The sequence below is a fragment of the Actinomadura chibensis NBRC 106107 genome, from assembly GCF_001552135.1.
In the GTDB taxonomy this organism is placed as follows: Bacteria; Actinomycetota; Actinomycetes; order Streptosporangiales; family Streptosporangiaceae; genus Spirillospora; species Spirillospora chibensis.
Genome location: NZ_BCQP01000009.1, coordinates 20012 through 43289, shown reverse-complemented (window position 1 = coordinate 43289; position 23278 = coordinate 20012). Strand labels below are relative to the sequence as shown.

Here is a 23278-nt window from a genome sequence, read left to right as displayed (position 1 = left end):
CGGAAGCGAGTTCGATGTCCCTTAACCCGGCGTTCGACGCGGCCGGTCTGCTCGCCCTGATCCTGGCGTTGCACGACCTGGCCGTCGTCAGGATGAGTCTCCGGACGCCTCCCGGCAGCACCGTGCGGATCAGCCTCTCGTCCGGCTTCACCATGCAGTACACGGCGGGCGGCACGCCCCGTCCGGGCCTCGGCGGCGACGGCCGGGGCGAGGACGAGGACGGGGACCAAGGCGGGGACGGCCGACCGGATTTCGAGGAGTTCGTCGCGCGCACCTACGGGTACGCGCGGCGGATCGCCTACGACCTCGCGATCGGCCGGATGTTCGACGGCGAGGACGCGGTCCACGACGTCTACGCGAAACTGCAGCGGGAATGGGGCCGGTATTCGCGAAAGCCGGAGTCCGAGCTGCGCGCGATTCTCACCCGGGCGATCAGGAACCAGGTCGTCGAGCAGTTACGGAAGGAGGAGCGGGCGATGCGCGCGCACACGGACTGGGCGCGCGTCCGCGCGGTCCTCGACGGGCCCGACCCGGTGCGGGGCGGCCTGCACCCCGTCCTCGCGCGGATCTGGGGGGACCTGCTCCTGGAGACGGCCGGGGTCGACCGGCGCGTCATCGAGCTCTACTTCACCAGGCGGCTCACCCGCCGCGACATCGCCGCCGCCACCGGGGCCTCGCGGTGGCGCGTGCGCCGCGCGGTCGAGCAGGCGGTGCGGGAGCTGCTGTCCCGGCTCGACGCCGCCGCCGAGACCGATCCGGAACTGCGGGACGCGCTGCGCACCGAGGCGCGCGACCGCCGCCCGCGGCCGCGCCGCAGGTCCGTCCACGACGAGGAGGCCGGCCAGTGACCGCGTCCCGCCGCCGCGAGGCCGACGCCCTGACCCGGATCATGCGCGCCGCGCACCGCCCCGAACCGCCGCCGGCCGACCTCGACCGGGCGCTCGCCGACATCGGCCGCCGCGCCCGGCGGTCCCCCGCGCCGCGGGCCGGGACGCTGCGCCGCTGGTCGCTGGTGCCCGTCGTGCTGGTCGTCACCGCCGCGACGCTGACCCTCGCGATCAACGCCCGGGGGGACGGCGGCGCGCCCGCGCCGCCGTCCCCGGAGCGGGCCGCCGCCGTGCCCCGCGCCGCCCCGGCGCCCTCGGCGCACCCGCCCCGCCGCCCCATGGCCGCCGGGCGGCCGCGCGGCGGACCGGCGCCGGCCGCCACCCCGCTCGGACGGCTTGAGCTGCTCGGCGATCCCGGCGTCCGGCCCGCGCTCGGGCCCGTCGAGATCGGCGGGCGCCGGTTCCGGGACGGCTGGCGGGTCCCCGTCGGGCGGGGCGCCGCCCTTCACTTCCGGTACCGGATCGACACCCGGTCCGGGTGGCTCGACGCCACGGTCGGCGCGAGCGGCGTGGCCCGCTGCGTCTGGACGCTGCGCACCGACGAGGGCGCGCCGGAGCTGGTCCGGACGGTGCGGCGCGGGCAGGCGGCGTCCATCCGGCTCCGGCTCGACGAGGCGAGGACCGTCGGGATCACCGTGGCCGCCGCCGGCGCCCGGACGGGCGGCGCCGACCCAGCGTGCCTGATGGGCGACGCGCGCGTGGGCCGTTCCGCGCCGCCCGCCGCGGAGTCCGGGAGCCCCGCGGCGAGCGCGGCGCCCACCGCCGCTCCCCCGCCGCCGGGGACGCCGTCGGCGACGCCGTCCGGCGGGCGCGAGAGCGACCGGAGGACGGGAGCGGAGCCCTCGCCGACGCCCGCCCCCGACCGGCCGTGAGGGCGGGCGGCTCCGGCGGCCGGGGCTAGGGCGCGGCCAGCGCCTCGGTCGGGGGCAGGCGGGCGGCGCGCAGGGCCGGGTAGAGGCCCGCGACGCCGCCGATGAGCAGCGTCGCGAGGATGCCGCCCGCCATGGCCCAGACCGGGACGACCGTCGGCCAGCCCTGCGTCACCGCGAACACGGCGGTGACGACGATGCCGAGCGCGACGCCGCCCGCCCCGCCGAGCGCGGCGAGGAGCTGCGACTCGGTGAGGAACTGGAGCCTGATCTGCCCCCGGGTCGCGCCGAGCGAGCGGCGCAGCCCGATCTCCGCGCGCCGCTCCAGCACCGAGATCACCATCGTGTTCGCGACGCCGACGCCGCCGACCAGCAGCGCGACCCCGCCGAGGCCGAGCAGGAGGCCGGTGAACGCGCGGTCGGTGGCGTTCTCGGCGGCGAGGGCGTCCGAGGGGCGGCTCACCTCGACCTCGTTCGGCGCCTGCGGGTTGGCGGTGGCGGCGAGCAGGTCCCGCACCTTCGGCACGGCGTCCTTGTGGGCGCGCGTGTAGACGGTGGTGGGGTGCCCGTCGAACCCGAGGCGGGCGGTGGCGGCCTCCCAGCCGACGAGGGCGGCGGCGTCGAGCTCGGGCGCGAGCCGGTTCGGCTCCAGGATCCCGACGACCTTGAACCACTGCGAGCCGAGCCAGATCTGGACGCCGGGCGCGCCGACGCCGAGCCGGTCCGCGCTCTCCGCCCCGAGCACCACCGCCGGGTACCGGGCGGTGCCCGCGTTCAGCCAGCTCCCGGACGCCATGGCAAGGCCGACGGTGCGCGGCAGGTCGAGCCGTGCGGCGAGGACGGCGATCCCGCCGCTCTCCCCCTCGGGGATGCGGTCGTTGCGGTAGACGCGGGCGTCCCGCAGCGCCGCCGTCGCGGAGACGGACTCGACGTCCGGCATCCGCCGCACCATGCCGACCGACTCCTCGGGCAGCTTGGAGGCGTCCCCGAACAGGTCCTTGCCCGGGCCGACCGTGAGCAGGTTCGTGCCGAGCCGGTCCAGGGTCGCCTGGAGCTGCGCCCGGCTGGACGTCGAGATCCCCACCACGCCGATCATCGCGGCGATGCCGATCGCGATGCCCAGCGCGGACAGGAACACCCGCAGCGGCCGCGACCGCAGCCCCGCTGCCCCGACCCGCAGCACGTCCCCCGGCCCGAGCCGGGCCGGTGTCTCCATGCTCATAGGGTCGCCTCCGTCAGAGCGTCGTCGTGGACGATGCGGCCGTCGCGCATGCGGACCTGGCGGGGCAGCATGGCGGCGATGTCGCGGTCGTGGGTGATGAGGACGACGGTCGTCCCGGCGCCCGACAGCTCGCGCAGCAGGTCGAGGACGCCCGCGCCGGACGCCGAGTCCAGCGCCCCGGTCGGCTCGTCCGCGAGCAGCAGCGCGGGCTCCCCCACCACCGCGCGGGCGATCGCGACCCGCTGCCGCTCCCCGCCGGACAGCTGGTGCGGGCGGTGCCCGAGCCGGTGGCCGAGCCCGACCCGCTCCAGCGCGGCGCGGGCGCGGCGGCGGCGCTCGGCCTGCGGGACGCCCGCGTACAGCAGGCCGTCCGCGACGTTGTCCAGCGCGGCCACCCCGGCGGCGAGGTGGAACTGCTGGAACACGAACCCGATGCGGCGGGCGCGCAGCGCCGACAGCCGCCGGTCCGGCAGCCGGGACACCTCGACGCCCTCCACGAGCACGGCGCCCGCGCTCGGCCGGTCCAGGGTGCCGAGCAGGTGCAGCATCGTCGACTTCCCCGACCCGGAGGGGCCGACGATCGCGACCAGCTCCCGCGGCCGGACGGTCAGCGACACCCCGTCCAGCGCGGTGACGCCGCCCGGATAGGTCTTGGTGACCTCCCGCAGCTCCACCACCCCGGTCACGAGGGGACCCCGACCTTCATGCCCTCCGCCAGGCCGGCCCCCGAGACCTCGACCCGGCCGTCCGCGTAGACGCCGGTCTCGACGGGCACCGTCCGCACGCGCCCGCCCTGGACGACCTGCACCTCGTACCCGCCGTCGCCCCGCGCGAGCAGCGCCTCGACCGGCACCGCGAGGACGCCGCCGTGCCGGTTCGCGGTGAGCCGCACCGTGACCGGCGCCTTGTCGTAGGCGCCGAGCGACTTCCGCGCGCCGACCGCGACCGTCACCTCCACGGTCGTCGGGTCGTCGCCCTGCCCCTGCTTGGCGACCTTCCCGACCGAGGCGATCGTGCCCCTGGTGGTGTCGCCGGACGGCAACTCGACCTCGACCCGGGCGCCCTTCTTCGCGAGCCGCTGGTACTGGACGTCCAGGTCCACGGTGACGACGCGGGTGGTGCCGGTGTAGGTGAGCACGGCGCCGCCGACCCGGTCGCCGACGTGCGCCCGGCGCTCGGCGACCCGGATCCGGCCGGACGCGACGACCGCCGACCCGGGGCGCACCGTCCCCGTCTCGGGCACGCCGAGGTCGTCCTGCCAGCGCCTGACGGCCGCCGCGGTGGCGGCGTCGTAGCTCTCGTCGACGGTGAGGCCGGTGTAGCCGAGGGCGCTCAGGTTCCGCTCGAACTGCTCGACGTCGTCGCCCTCCGTCCCCGGCGCGAGCACGCGGTAGAGGGGCAGCGAGCCGTACAGCAGCGGGACGGGCCGGTCGTCGGCCCGGTACACCGGGCCTCCCCGCGCGACGACGGACCCGGCGGCCGGCAGCCACGTGACCGTCCCCCGCCCGGCGCCCGCGACGGTGCGGGTGTCGCCGTAGCCGAGCGTGCCGTCGACCTCCTGGGTCTCGACGAGGGTCGTCCGCTCGACCGGGGCGGTCGCCGGGGGCAGCGCCCCGCGCGCGGCGGCCGGGCCGTCGCCGCCGCCCAGCCCGGCGGCCGCGAGGCCCGCGCCGCCGAGCACCGCCGCGCCCGCCGCGCCGAGGACGGCGGTGCGCCGCCGCGACACTAGTCCCGCCCCTTGCCGGACGTCATCGGGCCCTTGCCGTCGGGGGCGAGCTTCGCGCACGCCCGCTGCGCGTCCATGAACCGCCGGCTCTTCGGATCGATCCCGGTTCCGGGCCCGGCCTTCAGCATCATGCCGCCGTCCGGCTGCGGGTCGGGGAACTTCGCGATGCCGTTGTCGCGCATGCACTTGGAGTACGCGCGCATCTTGGCGAGCTCCTCCGGCTTCGGCTTCTGCGGCTTGCCGCCGTTCGGCATCAGGTGCCGGCACTTGCGCTGCGCGGCCTCGACCTTGCCGTTCTGCCCCGCCTGGTCCGGCTTGCCTGTCACGCGGATCTGGACCTTGCCGTCCTTCGGGTCGGGCATGTCCACGCCGTTCTCGCGCATGCACGCGGCGAACTCCCGCATCTTCTTGTCGTCGTCGGCCGCCGGCTTCGCGGTCCCGCCGGACCCGCCGCCGTCGCCGCTCCCGCACCCGGCGGCCCCGAGGGCCAGCGCCGGGACGAGGGCGAGCGCCGCGAGCGTCTGTCGTCGCATCGTCGGTCTCCCTGTCGTCCGCACGAGGTCCGCCGGGCGGGCGCCCGGCGGGACCGCAAGTCCAGCGGCGCGCCGGTAACCCGGGCGTAACCGGATCGCGTTACGCCCGCGTTACGCCCGCTGCCCGAAGCTTGGTCGTCAGGCCGCGCCGAACGCGCGGCCGGGGAGCGGGCAGTGAGAGAGCAGGGACGGCAGACGTGCGGGTGCTGATCGCCGAGGACGAGCGGATGCTCGCCGACTCCATCGCCGAGGGGCTGCGGGCCGAGGCCCTCGCCGTGGACGTGGTCTACGACGGGGACGCGGCGCTGGAGCGGCTCGGCGTCAACGACTACGACGTGCTCGTCCTCGACCGGGACCTGCCCGTCGTGCACGGCGACGACGTGTGCCGCGCGGTGGCCGAGTCGGACGCGCTGGTCCGGGTGCTGATGCTGACGGCGGCGGTGACCGTCCCGGCCCGGGTCGACGGGCTGCGGATCGGCGCGGACGACTACCTGACCAAGCCGTTCGCGTTCGAGGAGCTGGTCGCGCGGGTCCAGGCGCTCGGCCGCCGCGCCCGCCCGGCCGCGCCGCCGACGCTGGAGCGCGGCGGGATCCGGCTCGACCCGTCCCGCCGGGAGGTGTACCGGGACGGCCGGTACGTGCGGCTCGCCCGCAAGGAGTTCGGGCTGCTCGCCGAGCTGATGCGCGCGGACGGCGCGATCGTGTCGGCGGAGCGGCTGCTGGAGAAGGTGTGGGACGAGCACGCCGACCCGTTCACCAACACCGTCCGGGTGACGCTGATGAAGCTGCGCCGCAAGCTCGGCGACCCGCCGGTGATCGAGACCGTCCCGGGAGCGGGGTACCGGATCCCATGACGGCGCGCGCCGCGGCCGCGCGGCTGACCGGACGGCTCCGGCCGACGATCCGGATGCGGCTCACCCTCCTCTACGCGGGCCTGTTCCTGTTCGCGGGGGTCGTCCTGCTCGGGCTGACGTACGTGCTGGTGCAGGCGACCCTCCAGCGGCAGAGCGGCACGGCCGGCGTCAACAAGGTGTTCCAGGCGGCCCAGGCGCCGCAGGGCGAGGCCGGGACCGGGTTCGACGGGCCGTTCCCGGGCGACCCGTCCGCCAAGCCCCCGCCGGTCGTGGTCAAGCAGGTGGAGGGCGTCCTCGTGAAGGGGCGCGAGGACTACCAGAAGAAGACGCTGTCCGCGCTGCTGACGCAGGGCTCCATCGCGCTCGGGCTGGTCGGCGCGGCGGGGCTCGGGCTCGGCTGGCTGCTCGCGGACCGGGCGCTGCGCCCCGTCCACACGATCACCGAGACGGCGCGGCGGGTGGCGCGCAGCCACGACCTCACCGAGCGGATCGCCTACCAGGGCCCGCGCGACGACGTCAAGGAGCTGGCCGACACGTTCGACACCATGCTCGGGCGCCTCGCGCGGGCGTTCGACGGGCAGCGCCGGTTCGTCGCGAACGCCTCGCACGAGCTGCGCACCCCGCTCGCCATCAACCGGACGCTCGTCGACGTCGCCGTCCGCCGCCCGGACGCCACCGAGGACGTCAAGCGGCTCGGCGAGTCGCTGCTGGTCGTCAACGGGCGGCACGAGCGGCTCATCGACGGGCTGCTCACCCTCGCGGGCACCGAGAACGTGGTCGTGGACGCCGGTCCGCTCGACCTCGCCGACGTCGCGGGGCACGTCCTCGACCAGGCGTCCCGGGAGGCGGGGGAGCGCGGGCTGACCGTGCGGCGCGACCTCGGCGCGGCGCCGACGTCCGGCGATCCGGTGCTCGTCGAGCGGCTGGTGCAGAACCTCGTGGAGAACGCGATCCGGCACAACCGGGACGGCGGCGAGCTGTCGGTCGCCACCCGCGTCCGGGACGGGCGGGCCGAGGTCGCGGTCGCCAACACCGGCCCGGTCGTGCCCGGCTACGACGTCGAGACGATCTTCGAGCCGTTCCGGCGGCTCGGCAACGACCGGGTCCGCTCGGACCGGGGCGCGGGGCTCGGGCTGTCGATCGTCCGGGCGACGGCGACCGCGCACGGCGGGACGGTGACCGCCGTGCCGCGCCCCGGCGGCGGCCTCGACGTCACCGTCCGGCTGCCCGTGCGGACGGCGGACGCGCGGGCGGAATCGCCGGGGACGGCCCCTGAAATCCCCGCCGGGGGCGGGTAGCGTCGGGGCAATGACCAGCGCGCACCTGCTCACCGACGCCTTCGACCGGATCCGCGAGGCCGTCCACGAGGCGGTCGAGGGGCTCACCCCGGCGCAGCTCGCCTACCGCGCCGACCCGTCCGCCAACTCGATCGCCTGGCTCGTCTGGCACCTCACCCGCGTCCAGGACGACCACATCGCCGACGTGGCCGGGACCTCCCAGGCGTGGACGGACGAGGGCTGGGCCGACCGGTTCGGGCTGCCGCTCGACCCGTCCGAGACCGGGTACGGGCACTCCCCCGACCAGGTCGAGGCCGTCCAGGTCGAGTCGGCGGAGCTGCTGACCGGCTACCACGACGCCGTCCACGCGCGGACCGTCGCCTACGTCGGCGCCCTGACCGACGACGACCTGCCCCGCGTCGTCGACCGCGCGTGGAACCCGCCGGTCACGCTGGGCGTGCGGCTGGTCAGCGTGATATCCGACGACCTGCAGCACGCGGGCCAGGCGGCGTTCGTCCGCGGCCTCGTCCTGCGCGTCTGACGGCGCGGCCGGAGGCGGCCTCCGGTCTGGCCAGTTCGGCGATGAGGCGCGACCAGCGCGGCCCGATGCGCTCCAGGTCGTGGGCCCGCGCCGACCGGGCGGCCGCCTCGCCGAGGCGGTCGCGCAGGCCCGCGTCCTCGACCAGGGCGCGGAGCGCGGCCGAGAGCGCGGCCCCGTCCCCGGGCGGGACGAGCAGCCCGTCCCGGCCGTGCGCGATCAGCTCGGCGGGCCCGTGCGGGCAGTCGAACGACACGACCGCGAGCCCCATCCCCATCGCCTCGATGATCACCATCGGCATGCCCTCGCGGCGCGACGACAGCGCGTAGACCGAGGCGCGCGCCATCTCGGCGTGCAGGTCGCGGGTCGCCGGGCGCAGCTCGACCCGGCCGTCGAGCCCGAGCTCGGCGACGAGCGCGCGGAGCGCGGCGCGGCGCGGGCCGTTGCCGAACAGGCGCAGCGTCCAGCCGGGATGGTCGGCGGCGACCGGCGCGAACGCGCGGATCAGCGTGTCGAAGCCCTTCGTGGCGATGAGCCGCCCGGCCGCCAGCACGACGTGGTGCTCGCGGCGGGACGGGCGGCCGGGCAGCGGCGGCGCGGCGTTCGGGATCCGCACGACCCGCGTCCCGGACCCGGCGAGCGCCGCCGCGTACCCGGCGCGGGCCGCCTCGGTGAGGACGGCCACCGCGTCCAGCCGCCGGTAGGCGCGGACGATCTGCCGGCGCAGGGCGGGCGTGTAGGAGTCCAGGCTCATGTGGTCCTGCCCGACCGTCGCGGCGCCGCGCGGGGCCAGCTCGGCGGCGAGCAGCACCAGCGACGGCCGCGTCCCGATCAGCACGTCGCAGGGCGGACGGCGCACGGCCCGCAGCAGGCACACGTCCGACCAGAGGCTCATCTGCCGGAACGACGCCTCCCCGGCCGGGACCAGCAGGCTCGGCAGCCGCGACAGCAGCCGCGCGGCCCGCCCCCGCGGGGCGAGCGCGTCGTCGGCGTAGGTCACCGCGACCCCGAGCGGCAGGGGGAAGAACGGCTCCCGCTTGCGCCGCAGCACGCTGACGACCTCGACGTCGTGGTCGCGGGCCAGGTGGCCGCACAGGTTCAGCACGGTGCGGATCGTCCCGCCCGTCCCGTGCGCGTTCTGCAGCAGGACGCGGACGCGCGGCCGCTCACCGGGCGGCGCGGCCGGGACGCCCCGCCACGCGAGCGGGCGCAGGGACCAGAGCGCCGCGCGGCGCAGCGCGCGATGCGCCCCGCGCCGGGCGCGGCGCCCCAGCGCGCGCGGCATCGGCTCGTTCACCGGCTCCCCCCAAGGCGGACGGCGTCCGTCCCCGGCCCGTTCCCGCCGGGGGGCCGGTCAACGTCAGCCGGTGGTCACGGTCCGGTCGAGAGCGCTTCCCTTGACCCAGCGGCTCCACGACATCTGGCGGTAGCCCCACCCGTTGAGCGGCTCAAGCTTGCGCGAGGTCCCCGTGATGTTCACGACGTCGCCGCGGTAGGACCAGTTGTAGAACCACTCGGCGTCCTTGGGCGGGGAGTTGACGCAGCCGTGGCTGACGTTCTGCCGCCCCTGCGCCCACGTGGTGGACGCCATCGAGTGGATGTACTCGCCGCTGTTGGAGATCCGCACCGCGAACGGGATGACCTCGCGGTAGCCGCCGTTCTTCTTGTCCTTCGGGTCGACGCCCATCCACTCCGACGTCATGATCGCCGGATTCTCCTTGCCCATGGTCAGGTGGATGCCGCTGGTGGTGAGGTAGGTGTCGACGCCGTTGACGACGCGGCCGCCGCGGCCCGCGCTGATCGGCCAGCTCCGGACCTTCTTGCCGTTCTTCCTGACCACGGCCTTCTTGGTCTTGGTGCTGATGTCGACGATGTGGGAGTCGCCGATGCGGAACGCGCGGCCGAAGTCCGACACGCCGTAGGTGCCGCCGCCCGCCTTCACGCCCGCGAGCTTGGCCCGGAACTCGACCCGCTGGTTGGGCTGCCAGTACTCGCCGTTCTTCGTCCGGAAGATCACCGTGGTGTCGTTCACCCAGTACCACGCGCCGGTCGCGGGCTTGGTGGACTTGACCTCAAGGGCCCGCTCCACGGCCTTCTTGTCGGCCACCGCCCGGGTGAACGTCACCTGGATCGGCATGCCGACGCCGACCTTCTCGTTCTTGTTCGGCGTGACGTCGGCGATGCCGAGCGTCTTCGCCGCCTTGAGCGTGGCGAACTGCGCGTTGACCGTCGCGGACTTGCCCTGCGGGCTCTTCGCCACGGCCGTCACCTGGTACTTGGAGCCGGGACGCAGCGTCCGCGACCGCCAGCTCTTCTTGTCGGCGGCCATCGCGCCGTCCACGGGCCTGCCCTTGAGGGTGACCGTGACCTGCTCAAGCGTGCCGCCCGCGGCCGTCACCACGACGCCCGCCTCCGGCCGCGCCTTGGTGTTCCCGTTGCCCGGGTCGATCGTCACCTGGGGGGCGTTCGCGTCGGCCTTCTCGCCGACGGTGACGCCGCCCTCCTTCTCCCCGCCGCTGCACGCCGTCGTGAGGAGCAGCACGGCCCCCGCCATCCCCGCGCCCGCCAGAACCCCTGCGGAAACCCTCCGCTGCACCACGACCTCCAGAAACCCCGCCGTCTATCAGGGAGACATTAGCGACTAATTCGGTGGATCACGCCATGAGCCCGGTTTTGGCGGTCGTCCGAGATCAAAGCGTTGCCTGGCCGCACGCTCCGCGATCGTCCCAGGCAGGGAGGGAGGCGGCGGCCGCGCCCGGCGGGGCGGGCCCGGCGCCTGCCGGGCGGGGCGGGTCACTTCAGCGCGCTGCCCTGCCGCCATTCGTCGAACGGCATCTGGAACACGCTCCAGCCGTTGTCCCACTCGACCTCGCGGGTGCTGCCGGTCAGCTTCAGGACGTCGCCGCGCTGCGCGATGTCGTAGAACCACTTGGCGTTCTCCGGGCTGACGTTCAGGCAGCCGTGGCTGACGTTGGCCGAGCCCTGCGAGCCGACCGACCAGGGCGCCGAGTGCACGTACTCGCCGCTGTTGGAGAACCGGACCGCGTAGTTGACGACCGTCTTGTAGTAGCCGGGGTCGCCCTCCTGGCGGCCGGGGGACGTCATCGTGACGGGGTTCCCCTTCTCCATCAGCAGGTGGACGCCGCTGGTCGTGGTGAACTCGCGCGTCTCGCCGTTCCCGGCGCTGAAGGGGACGGTGCGCAGCTTCTTGCCGTCCCGGGTCACGGTCATGTGGTGGCCGCCGATGTCGCCGGTCGTGATCTGCGCGGCGCCGATGGACAGGGTCGCGTCCGCGTCGGCCGCGCCGTAGACGCCGCCGCCCGCGTTCACTCCGGCGAGGCTCGCGTGGAACCGGACGTTCTGGTGCGGCTGCCAGAAGGTCTTCGTCCGGTAGACGACCTGGTCGGAGCCGATCCAGCGCCAGGCGCCCTCGACGGGCTTGTCGGGGGTGACGCGCAGCGTCCGCTCGACGGCGGCCTTGTCGGTCACCGGGCGGTCGAACCGGACGAAGATCGGCATACCGATCCCGACCTTCTCGCCCTTGAGGTTCGGCGTGACGTCGGCGATGGACAGCGTCGCGGACGGCTTGAGCGTGGTGAACGTGCTGGTCGCGGTGCGGGTCTTGCCGTCGTCCCTGGCCTGCGCCGTGACGGTGTAGGACGCGCCGGGCGTCATCGTCCGGTCGGACCGCCAGACCTTGTGCCCGTCCGCGAACCGGCCGCTGACCGTGACGGCGCCCTGCCCCTGGACGGTGACCTTCTCCAGCTTGCCGCCGGAGGTCTTGACCTCGATCGTCCCGTCCGGCTTGACCTGCGCGGTCCCGTTGGCGGGGGTGATCGTCACGACGGCGGGCGAGTCGCCCGCGGCCAGCGCGCCCTTCCCGCCGATCGAGCAGCCCGCGGCGAGCACCGCCATCGCGCCGACACCACCGGTCAGCGCCAGCCGCAAACGCCCCTTATTCACCACAAACTCCCCCAGATCCCACTTTTTCACCCCGTCTGGTGAATCTATCTGAGAGTGGAGACGCCGCGAACGGGCCGGAGGTTCGGTCCGGAGACCGGGAAATCACTGCTCAGACGGCCTGGCCGGGACGAGCGCCGGGGGCGGCGCCGCGCCATGGCGAAGGCCGGGTCGGGGCGGGCAGGAATCACGCGACGATCAGAAGGCGGCGCTCATGGAGCGCCGCTCGGAAGAAGACGCTCAGGACGCGGCCGAGGGCTCGCGGTTGACGTGCCGCACGACCCGCCGGAAGCCCCAGACGGAGACGGCGACGCCGAGCGCGCCCAGCCCGGCGACGATGCCGGTCCGGATCCACAGGTACATGCCGATCGACTCGTTGAAGAGCATCCAGAGGCTCACGGCCACGTTGGTGAAGAGCACCATTGACCAGAGCAGGGAGATCCGCAGGAAGAACTGGTGCACCCGGGCGTGCTTCAGGAACGCCTCGGGGATGGGCGCCATGTCCCTCGCCAGCTTCAGGGCGAGCGGCCGTCCGAGCGGGACGGACGCGAGGAACGCCAGACTGACCATCAGCGTGCCGAGCGTCGGCTGCAGGAAGTAGACGACGGCGCTGTGCGTCGCCGCCGCGAGGGCGGCCCGGACGGTCACGCCGACGGCGGCCAGCAGCAGCATCCCCGACACGGGGTGGCCGCGCAGGTACCGGTAGCAGATCCCGCCGTACACCCAGGCGACGGCGGCGATCAGCGCCCCGTTCAGCCCGAGCACCATGAGCGCCGCGTAGAACACCGCGACGGGCGCGATCACGCCCTCCACGAAGCGCGGGAGGGCGTGCATCAGCAGCGCCGTCACCCGCGGCAGTTCGAAGCCGTGGGGGCCGCCTTCCGCGGCGCCGTCCCGGGCCGCCTTCGGCGCGTCGCCGGTCTGCGCCCCGGAGGGCTCTTCGAGCGTGGTCGCCGGTGTCTCCATCGAGCGCTGCGCTCCCCGATCGGTGTGCTTGGACTGGGATTGCCTCACGATTTCGCCCCACCGTACGTGATGATCCGCACGCGTCCGTCCGCTTTCGACGATCCGGGCACGCGCCCTTGTTCCCCCCTTAGTTCGGCTCCACACTCCGTCCGGTGCGGGTGACGACCGGAAACGGCCAGAATCGAACCCCCGCGGCGCGGAACTCATTTTTCTTTCGGCGGGTCGTCCGCCGGTTTTCGCTCCGGTCACTTCTCCGGCGCGACGGGCTGGACGTCCCGCGCCGCCGCGTAGATCGCCCGCAGCGTCACCGCGACCGACGGCCTGCGCACGCTCGCCGACCTGGTCACGGCGTAGACCTCGCGGGCCAGCGCGCAGTCGGGGATGGACCGGACGGCCACCCCCCGGTCGCCCGCGGCGAGCGCCAGCGCGGGCACCGCGGTGATCCCGATGCCCCGCGCGACCAGGCTGAGGATCGTGTGCAGCCCCTCGAACTCCCACGGGACGGGACGCGCCCCGCCCACGGTATCGAGCAGGCGTTCGACGGCCTGCCGGGACGGCTCGCCGGGCGGCGCCGCCATCCACGGCTCCTCGCGCAGCCGCTGCAGGTCGACCGGCCGGCCCGGCTCGGACATGGGGTGCGCGGCCGGGACGACCAGCACCAGCGGGTCGCGGCGCAGGTGGAAGAACTCCAGCGCGGCGGGCGACTGCTCGGGGACCTTGCCCGTCCAGTCGTCGATGAGCGCGATGTCGACCTCGCCGTTCTGCACCTGCCGGATGCCGTCGCCGGGGCGCGTCTGCCGCAGCACGAACGTCAGCTCGGGGTGCTCGCCGAGGCTGCGCGCCAGCGCGGGCGCGAACGCGACGGCGGCGGTGGGGAACGCGGTGACGACGACCCGTCCCATCGGCGTGTCGGAGTGCGCGGACAGCTCCGCCTCCGCCGTCTCCACCAGGCCGAGGATCTCCTCGGCGCGCTCGGCGAGGCGGCGCCCGGCGTCGGTCAGCTCCGCGCTGCGGGCCGTCCGGTCGAGGAGCGGGACGCGGGCCTCCCGCTCCAGGGTGGCGAGCTGCTGCGAGACGGCCGACGGCGTGTAGCCGAGGGCGGCGGCGGTCGCGGCGATGCTCCCGCGGCGGGCGAACTCGGCCAGCAGGCGCAGGCGGCGCAGTTCCAGCATCACTCCACCTTACGGTCACCATCGATGAGACTCGCTTGTGATGATGCTAAAAGCGGGCAAGCATGAGGACGAGCCCGGCCGGGTCACACAGGGGGAATCCGCGGTCACCCTCCGCTGTCCTCGCATGCCCTTTTGGAGTTGTTGTCGATGTCTGCCCAGACACAGCCAGCCCAGATGAACTCCGCGTCCGCCCGGCCCCTGCCCTTCGAGCCGCGGCGCGTGCCGCTGTCGGCCACGCTCGCCGTGAACGAGGCGATCGCGCGCAAGCGCCGGGAGGGGGTGCGCGTCCTCCCGCTCGGCTTCGGAGAGGCCGGCATACCGATACATCCCGCCCTGGCCCGCGAGCTCGGCGCGGCCGCGGGCCGGGGCGGGTACGGGCCGGTCGCGGGATCGGCCGCGCTGCGCGCCGCCGCCGCCGGGTACTGGTCCAGGCGCGGGCTGCCGACCGACCCGTCCGCCGTCGTCGCGGGGCCGGGCAGCAAGCCGCTGCTGTACGCGCTGCTGGCCGCGCTCGGCGGGGACGTCGTCGTCCCGTCGCCGAGCTGGGTGTCCTACGCGGCGCAGGCGTCGCTCGCGGGGGCCGAGCCGATCCGGGTCGCCACGCCGCCGGGCGAGGGCGGCGTGCCGAGCCCGGCGCTGCTCGCCGACGCCGTGGTGCGGGCCCGCGCGCGGGGCCGGGACGTGCGGGCCGTGGTGGTGACGCTGCCCGACAACCCGACCGGGACGATCGCGTCCGAGGACGCCGTCCGGCGGCTCTGCGCGGTGGCCCGCGAGCAGGACCTCGTGATCGTCTCGGACGAGATCTACCGCGACCTCGTCCACGACCCGGAGCGGACCGCGCCGAGCCCCGCCCGGCACGCGCCGGAGCGCACCGTCGTGACGACCGCGCTGAGCAAGAGCCTCGCGGCGGGCGGCTGGCGGCTCGGCGTCGCGCGGCTGCCGGACGGCCCGTTCGGCCGGGCGCTGCGCGACAGCGTGCTCGGGGTGGCGAGCGAGATCTGGTCCAGCGCCCCCGCGCCGATGCAGCACGCCGCCGCCTACGCGTTCGCCGAGCCGCCCGAGCTGGTCGAGCGCGTGGACCGCAGCAGGCGGCTGCACGCGGCGGTGGCGGCGGCGGTCGCGGACCGGTTCACGGCCGCGGGCGCGCGGGTGCCGCGGCCGCAGGGGGCCTTCTACGTCTACCCCGACTTCGGGCCGCTGCGGGACGCGCTGGCGGAGAACCACGGCGTCCGGACGGCGGACGATCTCACGGGCCTGTTGTTGGAACGTTACGGAGTGGGCGTCCTGCCCGGCAGCTCGTTCGGGGACGCCCCGTCCGCGCTGCGGATGCGGGTGGCGCCGAGCCTGCTCTACGGCGAGGACGACGAGCAGCGCCTCGCGGCCCTCGCGTCCCCGGCCCCGGCGGCGCTGCCGTGGATCGCGGACGCCCTGGACCGGCTGAGCGAGGTGCTCGCCGACCTCGCCGAGACCGCCACCGCCGGACAGCCCGTCCCGGCGTGACGCGGGGCCGGTCCGAAAGGGCGGCGGGAAGGCAATCGAATTGCGGAGGGTAAGGGAGTCGAACCCCTTCGAGTGTCACCTCGACGCCGGTTTTCGAAACCGCTGCCTTACCGTTCGGCCAACCCTCCGGGGGATGCGCGGGCCGTCCGTTCGCGGACGGCCCGCGTCCCGCGAACCGCCCGGTGGACCAGCAGGGAGTCGAACCCTGATCGCCTCCTTGCAAGGGAGGTGTGCTTCCGTTGCACCACAAGCCCGCCCACGGCGCTCAGCAGGGGCGGTAGGAGTCGAACCCACTTTCCGCCGGTTTTGGAGACCGGCCGCCTAACCGGTGGCTCGCCCCTTCGCTGTTTCGCGTCCGTTCGACGCGTCCAATGATGCGGGGCGGTTTCGTTCGGACACAAATCGTTTTTCTCGGTGAGGGCTCGGACGCGCACCGTCATCGGGCCGTGATCGGTCCCGTGATGGGTCCCGTGATCGGCGGGGCGGAAGCGCAGGCCCGGCCCCTCCAGCGCACATAAACGTGGTGTAAGGTCCAACGACGCACGGGGCGAACGTCACGAATCGACCAACGGCAGGCCAACGGACGTCCTGTCCGCGCTGCCCGTGGTAAACCCGACACAGGCACGAAGTCACGCGAGTGATGGAAGAAGGCGAGGGGGCCCGCCATGAGGCACGCACGGGACGGGGCTGCCGCCGCGATGAGCGCCGCCTCCAGGATCCTCGTCGCGCGGGGCAAGAACGAGCCCCAGGAGATGGAGAACCCGGACGTGGCCTGGGGCCAGCGCGCCCGTGACGGGGTGTGGGTGCCGACCAGGGACGGGCAGCGCATCCACGTCGGCATCGACGTGGCCGCCGCCGACACCGTCGCGCAGGTGCTGCGCCCGAGCCTGCGGGTGTTCGTGGGCGTGGACGTCGACACCGACATCGTCGCGCAGACGACGGCGGGCGGTGTGCGGCTGCTGACCGTGATCCACGGGCCCGACGCCCCGACCGAGTTCCGGTTCGGCGTGTCGCTCGCCGACGGCCTGGCGCTGGAGTCGATGCCGTCCGGCGGGTACGACGTCGTCCACCTGCGGTACGGGGCGACGGTCGGGCGGCTCTACAACCCGTGGGCCAGCGACTCGATGTTCCGCCAGGTGAAGGCCGACTACACCCTCGAAGGGGCGGCCGTCACGATGCGCGTCCAGCACACCGACGCCTACTACCCCGTGGTCGCCGACCCCCACTACGAGCGCTGACCCGGCCGGGCGTCAGCGCTGCCCCTTGATCGCCACCGGGTCCTCGAAGTCGAGCTCGCGGACGATCTCCCGGTACGTCTCGGCGCCGATCCTGCCCTTGCGGTAGAGCGTCCGCAGCTTCGCGCGCTGCGCCCTGACCAGCTCGGTGCGGACGCGGCGGCTGTTCGGCGCGGGCCGGTCGCGGTCGGCCTCCTTGCGGTCGAGGAGGTACCGGACGCGTTCCAGCCGCAGTTCGAGCATCTGCCGGAACGCCTCGGCGGTCTGCTCGTCGACGTCCTCGTCCTCGGCCAGCTCGTCCAGCCGGGCGAGCGCGGCCTGCAGCCCGGCCTTGCGGGCGAGCATCGCCTCGGCGCGGCGGCGGGCCGGCTCGGCGAGGCCGAGGCGGCGCAGCAGGACGGGCAGCACCGGCGCCTGGCCGAGCAGCGTCACGAGGACGACGAGCGCGGCGAGGACGACCAGCGTGCCGCGCTCGTCCCCGACCGTGTCGGGCAGCGACAGGGCGATGGCGAGGGTGATAGCGCCGCGCATGCCGCCGAGCCCGATCACGAGCCGCTGCCGCCAGCCGAGCCCGGACTGGCTGCGGCGCCCGCCGGGGACCGCGCGGGCGAGCGGGCCGTTGCCGAGCTCCCACAGCAGCCGGACGCCGATCACGACGGCCGACACCGCGACCGCGACGACCGCGACCTTCCCCCACGTCTCCCCGCCCGGCTCGCGGACGATCTGCCGGATCTCCAGCCCGAGCAGCACGAACAGCGCCGACTCCAGCAGGAACGTCAGGATCCGCCAGAACGTCGCGCCCACCAGCCGGGACGCGGGCTGCAGGAACCCCTCGCCGTGCGTCCCGATCGAGAACCCGGCGACGACGGTGGCGAGCACCCCGGACGCGCCGAACCGGTCCGCCGGGACGAACGCGAGGTACGGCGTCACGAGCGACACGATGATCTGGCTGACCGGGTCGGTGATCCAGCGCCGCACCCGGCGGACGACGATCCCGAGGACGAGCCCGTACGCCACCCCGCCGAGGACGATCTGCGCGACCCGCCCCGCCCCGTGCGCGACGGTGAAGTCGGTGCCGATCGCCTCCACCGCCAGCCCGAAGATCGTCAGCGCCGCGCCGTCGTTGATCAGGCTCTCCCCCTCCAGGATCGTGACCATCCGGGGCGGGGCGCCGAGCCGCTGCAGCACGGCGGTCGCGGCGACCGGGTCGGTCGGCGACACGGCCGCGCCGAACGCCAGCGCGACGGGCCAGGAGACGTCCGGGAGCAGGGCGTGCGCGGTCGCGGCCACCGCGACGGTCGTGACGGTGGTGAGCCCGAACGCCAGCGCGACGATGGGCGCCGCGTCGGCGCGGGTCTCGCGCGGGGCGCTGAAGAACGCGGCGTGGTAGAGCAGCGGCGGCAGGAACCCGAGCAGCACCACGTCGGGCGGGACGACGACCGCGGGCAGCGCGGGCACGAACCCGGCGGCGACGCCGAGCACGACGAGCAGGATCGCGTCGGGCGTCCGCAGCCGCCCCGCCAGCGCGCGGGCGAGCAGCACCACGACCGCGACGGCCAGGAAGACGGTGAAGAGCCGGTCGTGCGCCACGGAGGTCTACCTGTCCGGAAAGGGGCGCGGTACGCGCGGCGTTCCCGCGGCCGCACCCGGCGTGGAACGTTCCCGCAGGTACGCGGCGCTGCGCCGGGCCCGCGTTTCCGGCGGGTGGACGTGGCCGCGCCCCCTTCTCGTCATATGCTCGGGGCCACGGGCCGCGTTCCGGCCCCGGCGACGGCGCCGGGCACACGACCGCCCCGGGTCCCCCGCGGGGCAGCCCGCGTCCCGGAACCGCCCGGGTTCCCGCGCGGGAAGCGACCCCGCGCGCCGGAACCGCGCCGGCCCCGAGACTGGGAGTCCTCATGACCGCACCGGAGCGAGGATCATGGCGCCGACCGTCCGGGGGACGGGGGGCCGCCCCCCAGAAAGGTAGGGCGTCATGATCTTCACTCATGACACCGAGCACGCGCTCGCCGTCGTCGTCGATCTGATCAACACCGGCGCGGCGGCGTCCGGCGCCGAGGAGCTCGGCGGGCTGCCCGGGCTGCGCGCGTTCGTCGAGCGCCACGACTTCAGCGACGTCGGCGAGCTGACCGAGGCCGACCTCGCGCGGGTGCTGCAGCTGCGCGAGCGGTTCCACGCGGTGTTCCGCGCGGGCGACGTCCCGGCCGCCGTCGCGCGGATCAACGAGATCGTCGGCGAGGTCCGCGCCACCCCGCACCTGACCGACCACGACGACTACGACTGGCACGTCCACTTCTTCGCGCCGGGCGCGCCGGTCGGCGAGCACCTCGCCGCCGACTGCGGGATGGCGCTCGCCTACGTCGTCGCGGCGGGCGAACTCGACCGGCTGCGCACCTGCGAGGCGCCCGACTGCGCGCGGGTCCTCGTCGACCTGTCGCGCAACCGCTGCCGCCGCTACTGCGACAGCCGCACCTGCGGCAACCGCATGCACGTCGCCGCGTACCGCGCCCGCCAGCGTGCGCTCTGAGCCCGTCCTAGCCCCGCCCGGTGAGCTCGGCCACGGCGTCCAGGGCGCGGCGCGCGGCGGCGACGTCGTGGACGCGGAACACCCGCGCCCCGAGCAGCGCCGAGACGCCGAGGACGGCCATCGTCCCGACGCCGCGCTTGTCGACCGGGCGGCCGAGCGTCTCCCCGATGAAGTCCTTGTTGGACACCGCGACCAGTACCGGCCACCCGGTGGCGGTCAGCTCGCCGAGCCGGCGGCAGATCTCCAGGGACTGGCGGGTGTTCTTGCCGAAGTCGTGCGCGGGGTCGATGAGGATCGCGTCGCGCCGCACGCCGAGCGCCACGGCGCGCTCCGCCTCCGCCGTCACGTGGGCGAGGACGTCCGCGACGACGTCGTCGTAGCCGATCCGGTGCGGGCGGGTCCGGGGCGCGAGCGCGCCCGCGTGCGCGCAGACGAGGCCGACGCCGCGCGCCGCGGCGACCTCGGCGAGCCGCGGGTCGGGGCCGCCCCAGGTGTCGTTCAGCAGGTCGGCGCCCGCGTCCGCGACGGCCTCGCCGACCTCGGCGCGCCAGGTGTCGACGCTGATGACGAGGCCGGGGTGCCGGTCACGGACGGCGGCGACGAGCCCGACGACGCGGCGCAGCTCCTCGGCGACGCCGACGTCCTCGCCGGGCCCGGCCTTGACGCCGCCGATGTCGACGATGTCGGCGCCGTCCGCCACCGCGCGGTCGACGGCGTCGAGCGCGGCGCCGAAGGCGTAGGTGGCGCCCTTGTCGAAGAACGAGTCGGGCGTGCGGTTCACCACGGCCATGATCGCGTGCGGGCCGACGGCGCGGCCGTTCAGCCGCAGCGGCGGCGTCCCCGGAGAGCTCATGATGCCCTCACCGTGGCACATCGCGGAGCCTCCGAGCGAACAGAAACGCATTCGGTTCAAACCCGGCCCTCCCTCGTCAGCCTCCCGCCGCGGTCGCTAACCTCATATGTCACGCTCGGCGCGGGCCCCTCCCCGCGCCGGACCCGGTCGGCCCAAGTCAGCCCAAGTCAGCCATGGAGGATCCGCTGTCCAGGCGAGCACTCATCACCGGCATCACCGGACAGGACGGCTCGTATCTGGCCGAGCATCTGCTTGCGCTTGGGTACGAGGTCTGGGGCCTGGTGCGGGGGCAGGCGAACCCCCACGTGTCGCGGTTGCGCAAGCACATCGGCGACGTCCACATCACCACCGGTGACCTCCTCGACCAGGGCAGCCTGATCTCGGCGGTGGAGCGGGTCCAGCCCGACGAGGTCTACAACCTCGGCGCCATCTCCTACGTGCCGATGTCGTGGCAGCAGGCCGAGCTGACCGCCGAGGTCACCGGCATGGGCGTGCTGCGGACGCTGGAGGCCATCCGGGTCGTGTCGGGCATCAGCCCGTCCCGGACGCCGGGCGGCGGGCAGATCCGCTTCTACCAGGCGTCGTCCTCGGAGATGTTCGGGATGGTCCGGGAGACGCCGCAGAACGAGAAGACGCCGTTCCATCCGCGCAGCCCGTACGGGGTGGCGAAGAGCTACGGGCACTACATCACGCAGAACTACCGCGAGTCGTACGGGATGTTCGCGGTCAGCGGGATCCTGTTCAACCACGAGTCGCCGCGCCGGGGCGCGGAGTTCGTGACCCGCAAGGTGTCGCTCGGCGCGGCCCGCATCAAGCTGGGCCTCGCGACCGAGCTGCGGCTCGGCAACCTCGACGCCCGCCGCGACTGGGGCTACGCGGGCGACTACGCCCGCGCGATGCGGCTGATGCTCGCGCAGGACTCCCCCGAGGACTTCGTCATCGGGACGGGCCAGACCCAGTCCGTGCGCGAGCTGGTCGAGTTCGCGTTCCGCACCGCCGGGCTCGACTGGGAGGACCACGTCGTCCTGGACGCCAAGTACACCCGTCCCGCCGAGGTCGACCTGCTGTGCGCCGACCCGAAGAAGGCCCGCGAGCAGCTCGGGTGGGAGCCCGCGGTGACCTTCGAGGAGCTGGTCACGATGATGGTCGAGTCGGACCTGCGGCTCCTGTCGGAGTCGGCCCGGCCCGAGGACGAGCCGTTCAGTCCCGATCATTGGTGATCCGGTGACCGGCGGCGTGGCACGATGCAGGCATGGCCACTTGCGAGCACGTGCTGACCCTTCCGGCGGACGATCCGTCGCCGAACACCCCGCAGGGCTGCGAGGAGTGCCTGGCGGAGGGCACCCGGTGGGTCCACCTGCGCCTCTGCCTCGGCTGCGGGCACGTGGGCTGCTGCGACTCCTCCCCGATGAAGCACGCGACCGCGCACTTCGCGAAGGAGGGGCACCCGATCGTCCGGTCGTTCGAGCCGGGCGAGGACTGGCGCTGGTGCTTCGTCGATGAACTGATCGTCTGATGCCGGACGTCCGGCTGGGCACCGGGCCGGGCCGCTGGGTCCTGCTGGCGACGGTGCTCGGGTCGAGCGTGGCGATGCTCGACGCGACGGTCGTGAACGTGGCGCTGCCGAGGCTGGCGCGCGACCTGGACGCCGACATGGCGGGCCTGCAGTGGACGGTCAACGCCTACACGCTGACGCTCGCCGGTTTCATCCTGCTCGGCGGGTCCCTCGGCGACCGGTTCGGCCGCCGCCGGATCTTCCTCGTCGGCGTCGTGTGGTTCGCGGTCGCGTCCGTGCTGTGCGGGATGGCGCAGAACATCGAGATGCTCGTCGCGGCGCGGGCGCTGCAGGGCGCGGGCGGCGCGCTGCTCACCCCCGGTTCGCTGGCGATCATCCAGTCGTCGTTCGCGGCGCAGGACCGGCCGCGCGCGGTCGGGGCCTGGTCGGGGTTCGGCGGCGTCGCCGGGGCGGTCGGGCCGTTCGCGGGCGGGTGGCTCGTCGAGGCGGCGGGCTGGCGGTGGGTGTTCCTGCTGAACGTGCCGCTGGCCGCCGTGGTGGTGCTGGTCGCGGCGCGGCACGTCCCGGAGAGCGTCGACCCGGACGCCCACGGCCGCTTCGACGTGCTCGGCGCGGCGCTCGCCGCGCTGGCCCTCGCCGGGACGACGTACGCGCTCACCGAGGCGCCGGGCGACCGGACGGCGACCGTGGTGATCGCCGCCGCCGCGGCGGCGGGGATCGCGGCGGCCGTCGCGTTCGTCGCGGTCGAGCGGCTCCGGGGACGGGGCCGTCCGCTGCCGGGGGCGCGCGGCGGGCGGGCGGCGCCGCAGCCGATGCTGCCGCTGGACGTGTTCGCCTCCCGCCAGTTCTCCGCCGTGAACGTCGTCACGTTCGTCATGTACGGCGGGATGGGCGTGATGTTCTTCCTGCTGGTCCTGAACCTCCAGGTCGTCGCCGGCTTCTCGCCGATCGCCGCCGGGACGGCGCTGCTGCCGGTCACCGTGCTGATGCTGCTGCTGTCCGCGCGGGCGGGCGCGCTCGCGCAGAAGATCGGCCCGCGGCTGCCGATGACGGTCGGCCTCGTCGTCGCGGCGGTCGGGACGCTGCTGGTCGCGCGGATCGGGGAGGGCGCGTCCTACGTCCGGGACGTGGTGCCCGCCGTCGTCGTGTTCGGCCTCGGCCTGTCCGCGACGGTCGCGCCGCTCACCGCGACCGTGCTCGCCACCGCCGACGTCCGGCACGCGGGCGTCGCGAGCGGCGTCAACAACGCGGTCGCGCGGGCCGCCGGGCTGCTGACGGTGGCGGCGGTCCCGCCGCTCGCCGGGCTGACCGGCGACGCCTACGCCGACCCCGGGAAGTTCTCGCACGGGTTCACGATCGCGATGTCGGTGTGCGCGGCGATGCTCGCCGCCGGGGCGGTGCTCAGCTTCCTCACGGTGGGGGACGACGCGCTGCGCGCCCCGTCCGGCGCGGCCGTCGAGCCGGAGGGCCGGAGCCACTGCGCCGTCGGCGCCCCGCCGCTCCAGCCGGAGCCCCGGACCGCCCCCGCGAGCGGAGCGGCCGACGGGGCGCCGGACGGCCCGGCCGCGCGCCCGCTGGCTTGATCACCAGCGCGAACGGCGGCCGGACCCGGTCCGTTTCCGGCTATGTCCAGGACCGGATCG

22 protein-coding genes and 3 tRNA genes are annotated in these 23278 nt (G+C 74.8%); 11 read left to right on the top strand and 14 right to left on the bottom strand.

From position 1 onward, the window contains the following. The first annotated feature begins 14 nt into the window (after positions 1 to 14). Both ACH01S_RS04525 and ACH01S_RS04520 read left to right on the top strand, forming a co-directional pair. On the top strand, positions 15 to 848 hold the full coding sequence (locus ACH01S_RS04525) for an RNA polymerase sigma factor (RefSeq protein WP_067885660.1): 834 nt from the start codon (positions 15 to 17) through the stop codon (positions 846 to 848). Then, on the top strand, positions 845 to 1759 hold the full coding sequence (locus ACH01S_RS04520) for a hypothetical protein (RefSeq protein ID WP_067885659.1): 915 nt from the start codon (positions 845 to 847) through the stop codon (positions 1757 to 1759). The genes ACH01S_RS04525 and ACH01S_RS04520 overlap by 4 nt, the downstream gene beginning before the upstream one ends. A 25-nt stretch (positions 1760 to 1784) precedes the next feature. On the opposite strand, the gene ACH01S_RS04515 is transcribed toward ACH01S_RS04520, so the two are convergent. The 4 genes from ACH01S_RS04515 to ACH01S_RS04500 are packed head-to-tail and all read right to left on the bottom strand — an operon-like array spanning position 1785 to position 5237. Then, entirely contained in the window at positions 1785 to 2978 is a 1194-nt protein-coding gene (locus tag ACH01S_RS04515; RefSeq protein WP_067885657.1) for an ABC transporter permease, read from the bottom strand. Continuing rightward, the gene (locus ACH01S_RS04510) at positions 2975 to 3664 is read right to left on the bottom strand and encodes an ABC transporter ATP-binding protein (protein WP_246237106.1); all 690 of its coding nucleotides are present in this window, start codon (positions 3662 to 3664) and stop codon (positions 2975 to 2977) included. The genes ACH01S_RS04515 and ACH01S_RS04510 overlap by 4 nt, the downstream gene beginning before the upstream one ends. Next, positions 3661 to 4704 (bottom strand): peptidoglycan-binding protein, encoded by a 1044-nt coding sequence (locus ACH01S_RS04505; RefSeq protein WP_067885655.1) that lies wholly within the window; start codon positions 4702 to 4704, stop codon positions 3661 to 3663. The genes ACH01S_RS04510 and ACH01S_RS04505 overlap by 4 nt, the downstream gene beginning before the upstream one ends. Beyond that, entirely contained in the window at positions 4704 to 5237 is a 534-nt protein-coding gene (locus ACH01S_RS04500; protein WP_067885653.1) for a hypothetical protein, read from the bottom strand. The genes ACH01S_RS04505 and ACH01S_RS04500 overlap by 1 nt, the downstream gene beginning before the upstream one ends. Before the next feature lie 197 nt (positions 5238 to 5434). Here ACH01S_RS04500 and ACH01S_RS04495 point away from each other — a divergent pair, with 197 nt between their 5' ends. The 3 genes from ACH01S_RS04495 to ACH01S_RS04485 are packed head-to-tail and all read left to right on the top strand — an operon-like array spanning position 5435 to position 7909. Next, entirely contained in the window at positions 5435 to 6091 is a 657-nt protein-coding gene (locus tag ACH01S_RS04495; protein WP_067885651.1) for a response regulator transcription factor, read from the top strand. Further along, complete coding sequence (locus tag ACH01S_RS04490; RefSeq protein ID WP_067885649.1) at positions 6088 to 7389, top strand: sensor histidine kinase; 1302 nt, start codon at positions 6088 to 6090, stop codon at positions 7387 to 7389. The genes ACH01S_RS04495 and ACH01S_RS04490 overlap by 4 nt, the downstream gene beginning before the upstream one ends. 10 nt (positions 7390 to 7399) lie before the next feature. Next, complete coding sequence (locus ACH01S_RS04485) at positions 7400 to 7909, top strand: mycothiol transferase (protein ID WP_067885647.1); 510 nt, start codon at positions 7400 to 7402, stop codon at positions 7907 to 7909. Here the strand turns inward: ACH01S_RS04485 and ACH01S_RS04480 are convergent. The 5 genes from ACH01S_RS04480 to ACH01S_RS04460 form a co-directional block, all read right to left on the bottom strand. Continuing rightward, on the bottom strand, positions 7836 to 9203 hold the full coding sequence (locus tag ACH01S_RS04480) for a glycosyltransferase family 4 protein (protein ID WP_246237104.1): 1368 nt from the start codon (positions 9201 to 9203) through the stop codon (positions 7836 to 7838). The genes ACH01S_RS04485 and ACH01S_RS04480 overlap by 74 nt on opposite strands. 63 nt (positions 9204 to 9266) lie before the next feature. Continuing rightward, the gene (locus ACH01S_RS04475; protein WP_246237102.1) at positions 9267 to 10502 is read right to left on the bottom strand and encodes a L,D-transpeptidase; all 1236 of its coding nucleotides are present in this window, start codon (positions 10500 to 10502) and stop codon (positions 9267 to 9269) included. A gap of 197 nt (positions 10503 to 10699) precedes the next feature. Continuing rightward, positions 10700 to 11869 (bottom strand): L,D-transpeptidase, encoded by a 1170-nt coding sequence (locus ACH01S_RS04470; protein WP_246237100.1) that lies wholly within the window; start codon positions 11867 to 11869, stop codon positions 10700 to 10702. A 237-nt stretch (positions 11870 to 12106) separates the two neighbouring features. Beyond that, a complete protein-coding gene (locus tag ACH01S_RS04465; RefSeq protein ID WP_246237098.1) occupies positions 12107 to 12880 on the bottom strand; it encodes a VC0807 family protein in 774 nt (257 codons plus the stop codon). 197 nt (positions 12881 to 13077) lie between these two features. Further along, positions 13078 to 14004 carry a LysR family transcriptional regulator gene (locus ACH01S_RS04460; RefSeq protein ID WP_067885641.1) on the bottom strand — a complete coding sequence of 309 codons (927 nt, stop codon included), beginning with the start codon at positions 14002 to 14004 and terminating at the stop codon, positions 13078 to 13080. Positions 14005 to 14178: 174 nt separating this feature from the next. Here ACH01S_RS04460 and ACH01S_RS04455 point away from each other — a divergent pair, with 174 nt between their 5' ends. After that, a complete protein-coding gene (locus ACH01S_RS04455) occupies positions 14179 to 15504 on the top strand; it encodes a pyridoxal phosphate-dependent aminotransferase (RefSeq protein ID WP_067885639.1) in 1326 nt (441 codons plus the stop codon). A gap of 43 nt (positions 15505 to 15547) precedes the next feature. Here ACH01S_RS04455 and ACH01S_RS04450 read toward each other — a convergent pair. From ACH01S_RS04450 to ACH01S_RS43215, 3 genes are all read right to left on the bottom strand, one after another. Next, positions 15548 to 15632: transfer RNA gene (locus ACH01S_RS04450), tRNA-Ser, on the bottom strand. A gap of 55 nt (positions 15633 to 15687) precedes the next feature. Continuing rightward, a tRNA-Ala gene (locus tag ACH01S_RS04445) sits at positions 15688 to 15758 on the bottom strand. A 15-nt stretch (positions 15759 to 15773) separates the two neighbouring features. Further along, positions 15774 to 15845, bottom strand: a tRNA-Trp gene (locus tag ACH01S_RS43215). Between the two features lie 324 nt (positions 15846 to 16169). Here ACH01S_RS43215 and ACH01S_RS04440 point away from each other — a divergent pair. Further along, positions 16170 to 16742 carry a hypothetical protein gene (locus ACH01S_RS04440; RefSeq protein ID WP_067885637.1) on the top strand — a complete coding sequence of 191 codons (573 nt, stop codon included), beginning with the start codon at positions 16170 to 16172 and terminating at the stop codon, positions 16740 to 16742. A 12-nt stretch (positions 16743 to 16754) separates the two neighbouring features. On the opposite strand, the gene ACH01S_RS04435 is transcribed toward ACH01S_RS04440, so the two are convergent. Beyond that, positions 16755 to 18329 carry a Na+/H+ antiporter gene (locus ACH01S_RS04435; RefSeq protein ID WP_067885635.1) on the bottom strand — a complete coding sequence of 525 codons (1575 nt, stop codon included), beginning with the start codon at positions 18327 to 18329 and terminating at the stop codon, positions 16755 to 16757. Between the two features lie 385 nt (positions 18330 to 18714). Between ACH01S_RS04435 and ACH01S_RS04430 the strand changes: the two genes are divergently transcribed. Then, a complete protein-coding gene (locus ACH01S_RS04430; protein ID WP_067885633.1) occupies positions 18715 to 19266 on the top strand; it encodes a CGNR zinc finger domain-containing protein in 552 nt (183 codons plus the stop codon). Between the two features lie 7 nt (positions 19267 to 19273). On the opposite strand, the gene folP is transcribed toward ACH01S_RS04430, so the two are convergent. After that, the gene (folP, locus tag ACH01S_RS04425; protein ID WP_067885726.1) at positions 19274 to 20119 is read right to left on the bottom strand and encodes a dihydropteroate synthase; all 846 of its coding nucleotides are present in this window, start codon (positions 20117 to 20119) and stop codon (positions 19274 to 19276) included. 185 nt (positions 20120 to 20304) lie between these two features. Between folP and ACH01S_RS04420 the strand changes: the two genes are divergently transcribed. Genes ACH01S_RS04420 through ACH01S_RS04410 form a run of 3 tightly spaced genes read left to right on the top strand, consistent with a single transcriptional unit; the run spans position 20305 to position 23218 of the window. Further along, positions 20305 to 21339 (top strand): GDP-mannose 4,6-dehydratase, encoded by a 1035-nt coding sequence (locus ACH01S_RS04420; RefSeq protein ID WP_067885725.1) that lies wholly within the window; start codon positions 20305 to 20307, stop codon positions 21337 to 21339. A 32-nt stretch (positions 21340 to 21371) separates the two neighbouring features. Continuing rightward, a complete protein-coding gene (locus ACH01S_RS04415; RefSeq protein WP_067885630.1) occupies positions 21372 to 21635 on the top strand; it encodes a ubiquitin carboxyl-terminal hydrolase 14 in 264 nt (87 codons plus the stop codon). Then, complete coding sequence (locus ACH01S_RS04410; RefSeq protein ID WP_067885628.1) at positions 21635 to 23218, top strand: MFS transporter; 1584 nt, start codon at positions 21635 to 21637, stop codon at positions 23216 to 23218. Before ACH01S_RS04415 ends, ACH01S_RS04410 begins: the two co-directional genes overlap by 1 nt. Positions 23219 to 23278 lie beyond the last annotated feature (60 nt).

Excerpts from the sequence above, each read along its gene's own strand:
- ACH01S_RS04525 (WP_067885660.1), top strand. The coding sequence starts at position 15 with ATGTCCCTTAACCCGGCGTTCGACGCGGCCGGTCTGCTCGCCCTGATC.
- ACH01S_RS04515 (WP_067885657.1), bottom strand. The coding sequence starts at position 2,978 with ATGAGCATGGAGACACCGGCCCGGCTCGGGCCGGGGGACGTGCTGCGG.
- ACH01S_RS04500 (WP_067885653.1), bottom strand. The coding sequence starts at position 5,237 with ATGCGACGACAGACGCTCGCGGCGCTCGCCCTCGTCCCGGCGCTGGCC.
- ACH01S_RS04490 (WP_067885649.1), top strand. The coding sequence starts at position 6,088 with ATGACGGCGCGCGCCGCGGCCGCGCGGCTGACCGGACGGCTCCGGCCG.
- ACH01S_RS04485 (WP_067885647.1), top strand. The coding sequence starts at position 7,400 with ATGACCAGCGCGCACCTGCTCACCGACGCCTTCGACCGGATCCGCGAG.
- ACH01S_RS04460 (WP_067885641.1), bottom strand. The coding sequence starts at position 14,004 with ATGCTGGAACTGCGCCGCCTGCGCCTGCTGGCCGAGTTCGCCCGCCGC.
- ACH01S_RS04455 (WP_067885639.1), top strand. The coding sequence starts at position 14,179 with ATGAACTCCGCGTCCGCCCGGCCCCTGCCCTTCGAGCCGCGGCGCGTG.
- ACH01S_RS04440 (WP_067885637.1), top strand. The coding sequence starts at position 16,170 with ATGAGGCACGCACGGGACGGGGCTGCCGCCGCGATGAGCGCCGCCTCC.
- ACH01S_RS04430 (WP_067885633.1), top strand. The coding sequence starts at position 18,715 with ATGATCTTCACTCATGACACCGAGCACGCGCTCGCCGTCGTCGTCGAT.
- folP (WP_067885726.1), bottom strand. The coding sequence starts at position 20,119 with ATGAGCTCTCCGGGGACGCCGCCGCTGCGGCTGAACGGCCGCGCCGTC.
- ACH01S_RS04415 (WP_067885630.1), top strand. The coding sequence starts at position 21,372 with ATGGCCACTTGCGAGCACGTGCTGACCCTTCCGGCGGACGATCCGTCG.
- ACH01S_RS04410 (WP_067885628.1), top strand. The coding sequence starts at position 21,635 with ATGCCGGACGTCCGGCTGGGCACCGGGCCGGGCCGCTGGGTCCTGCTG.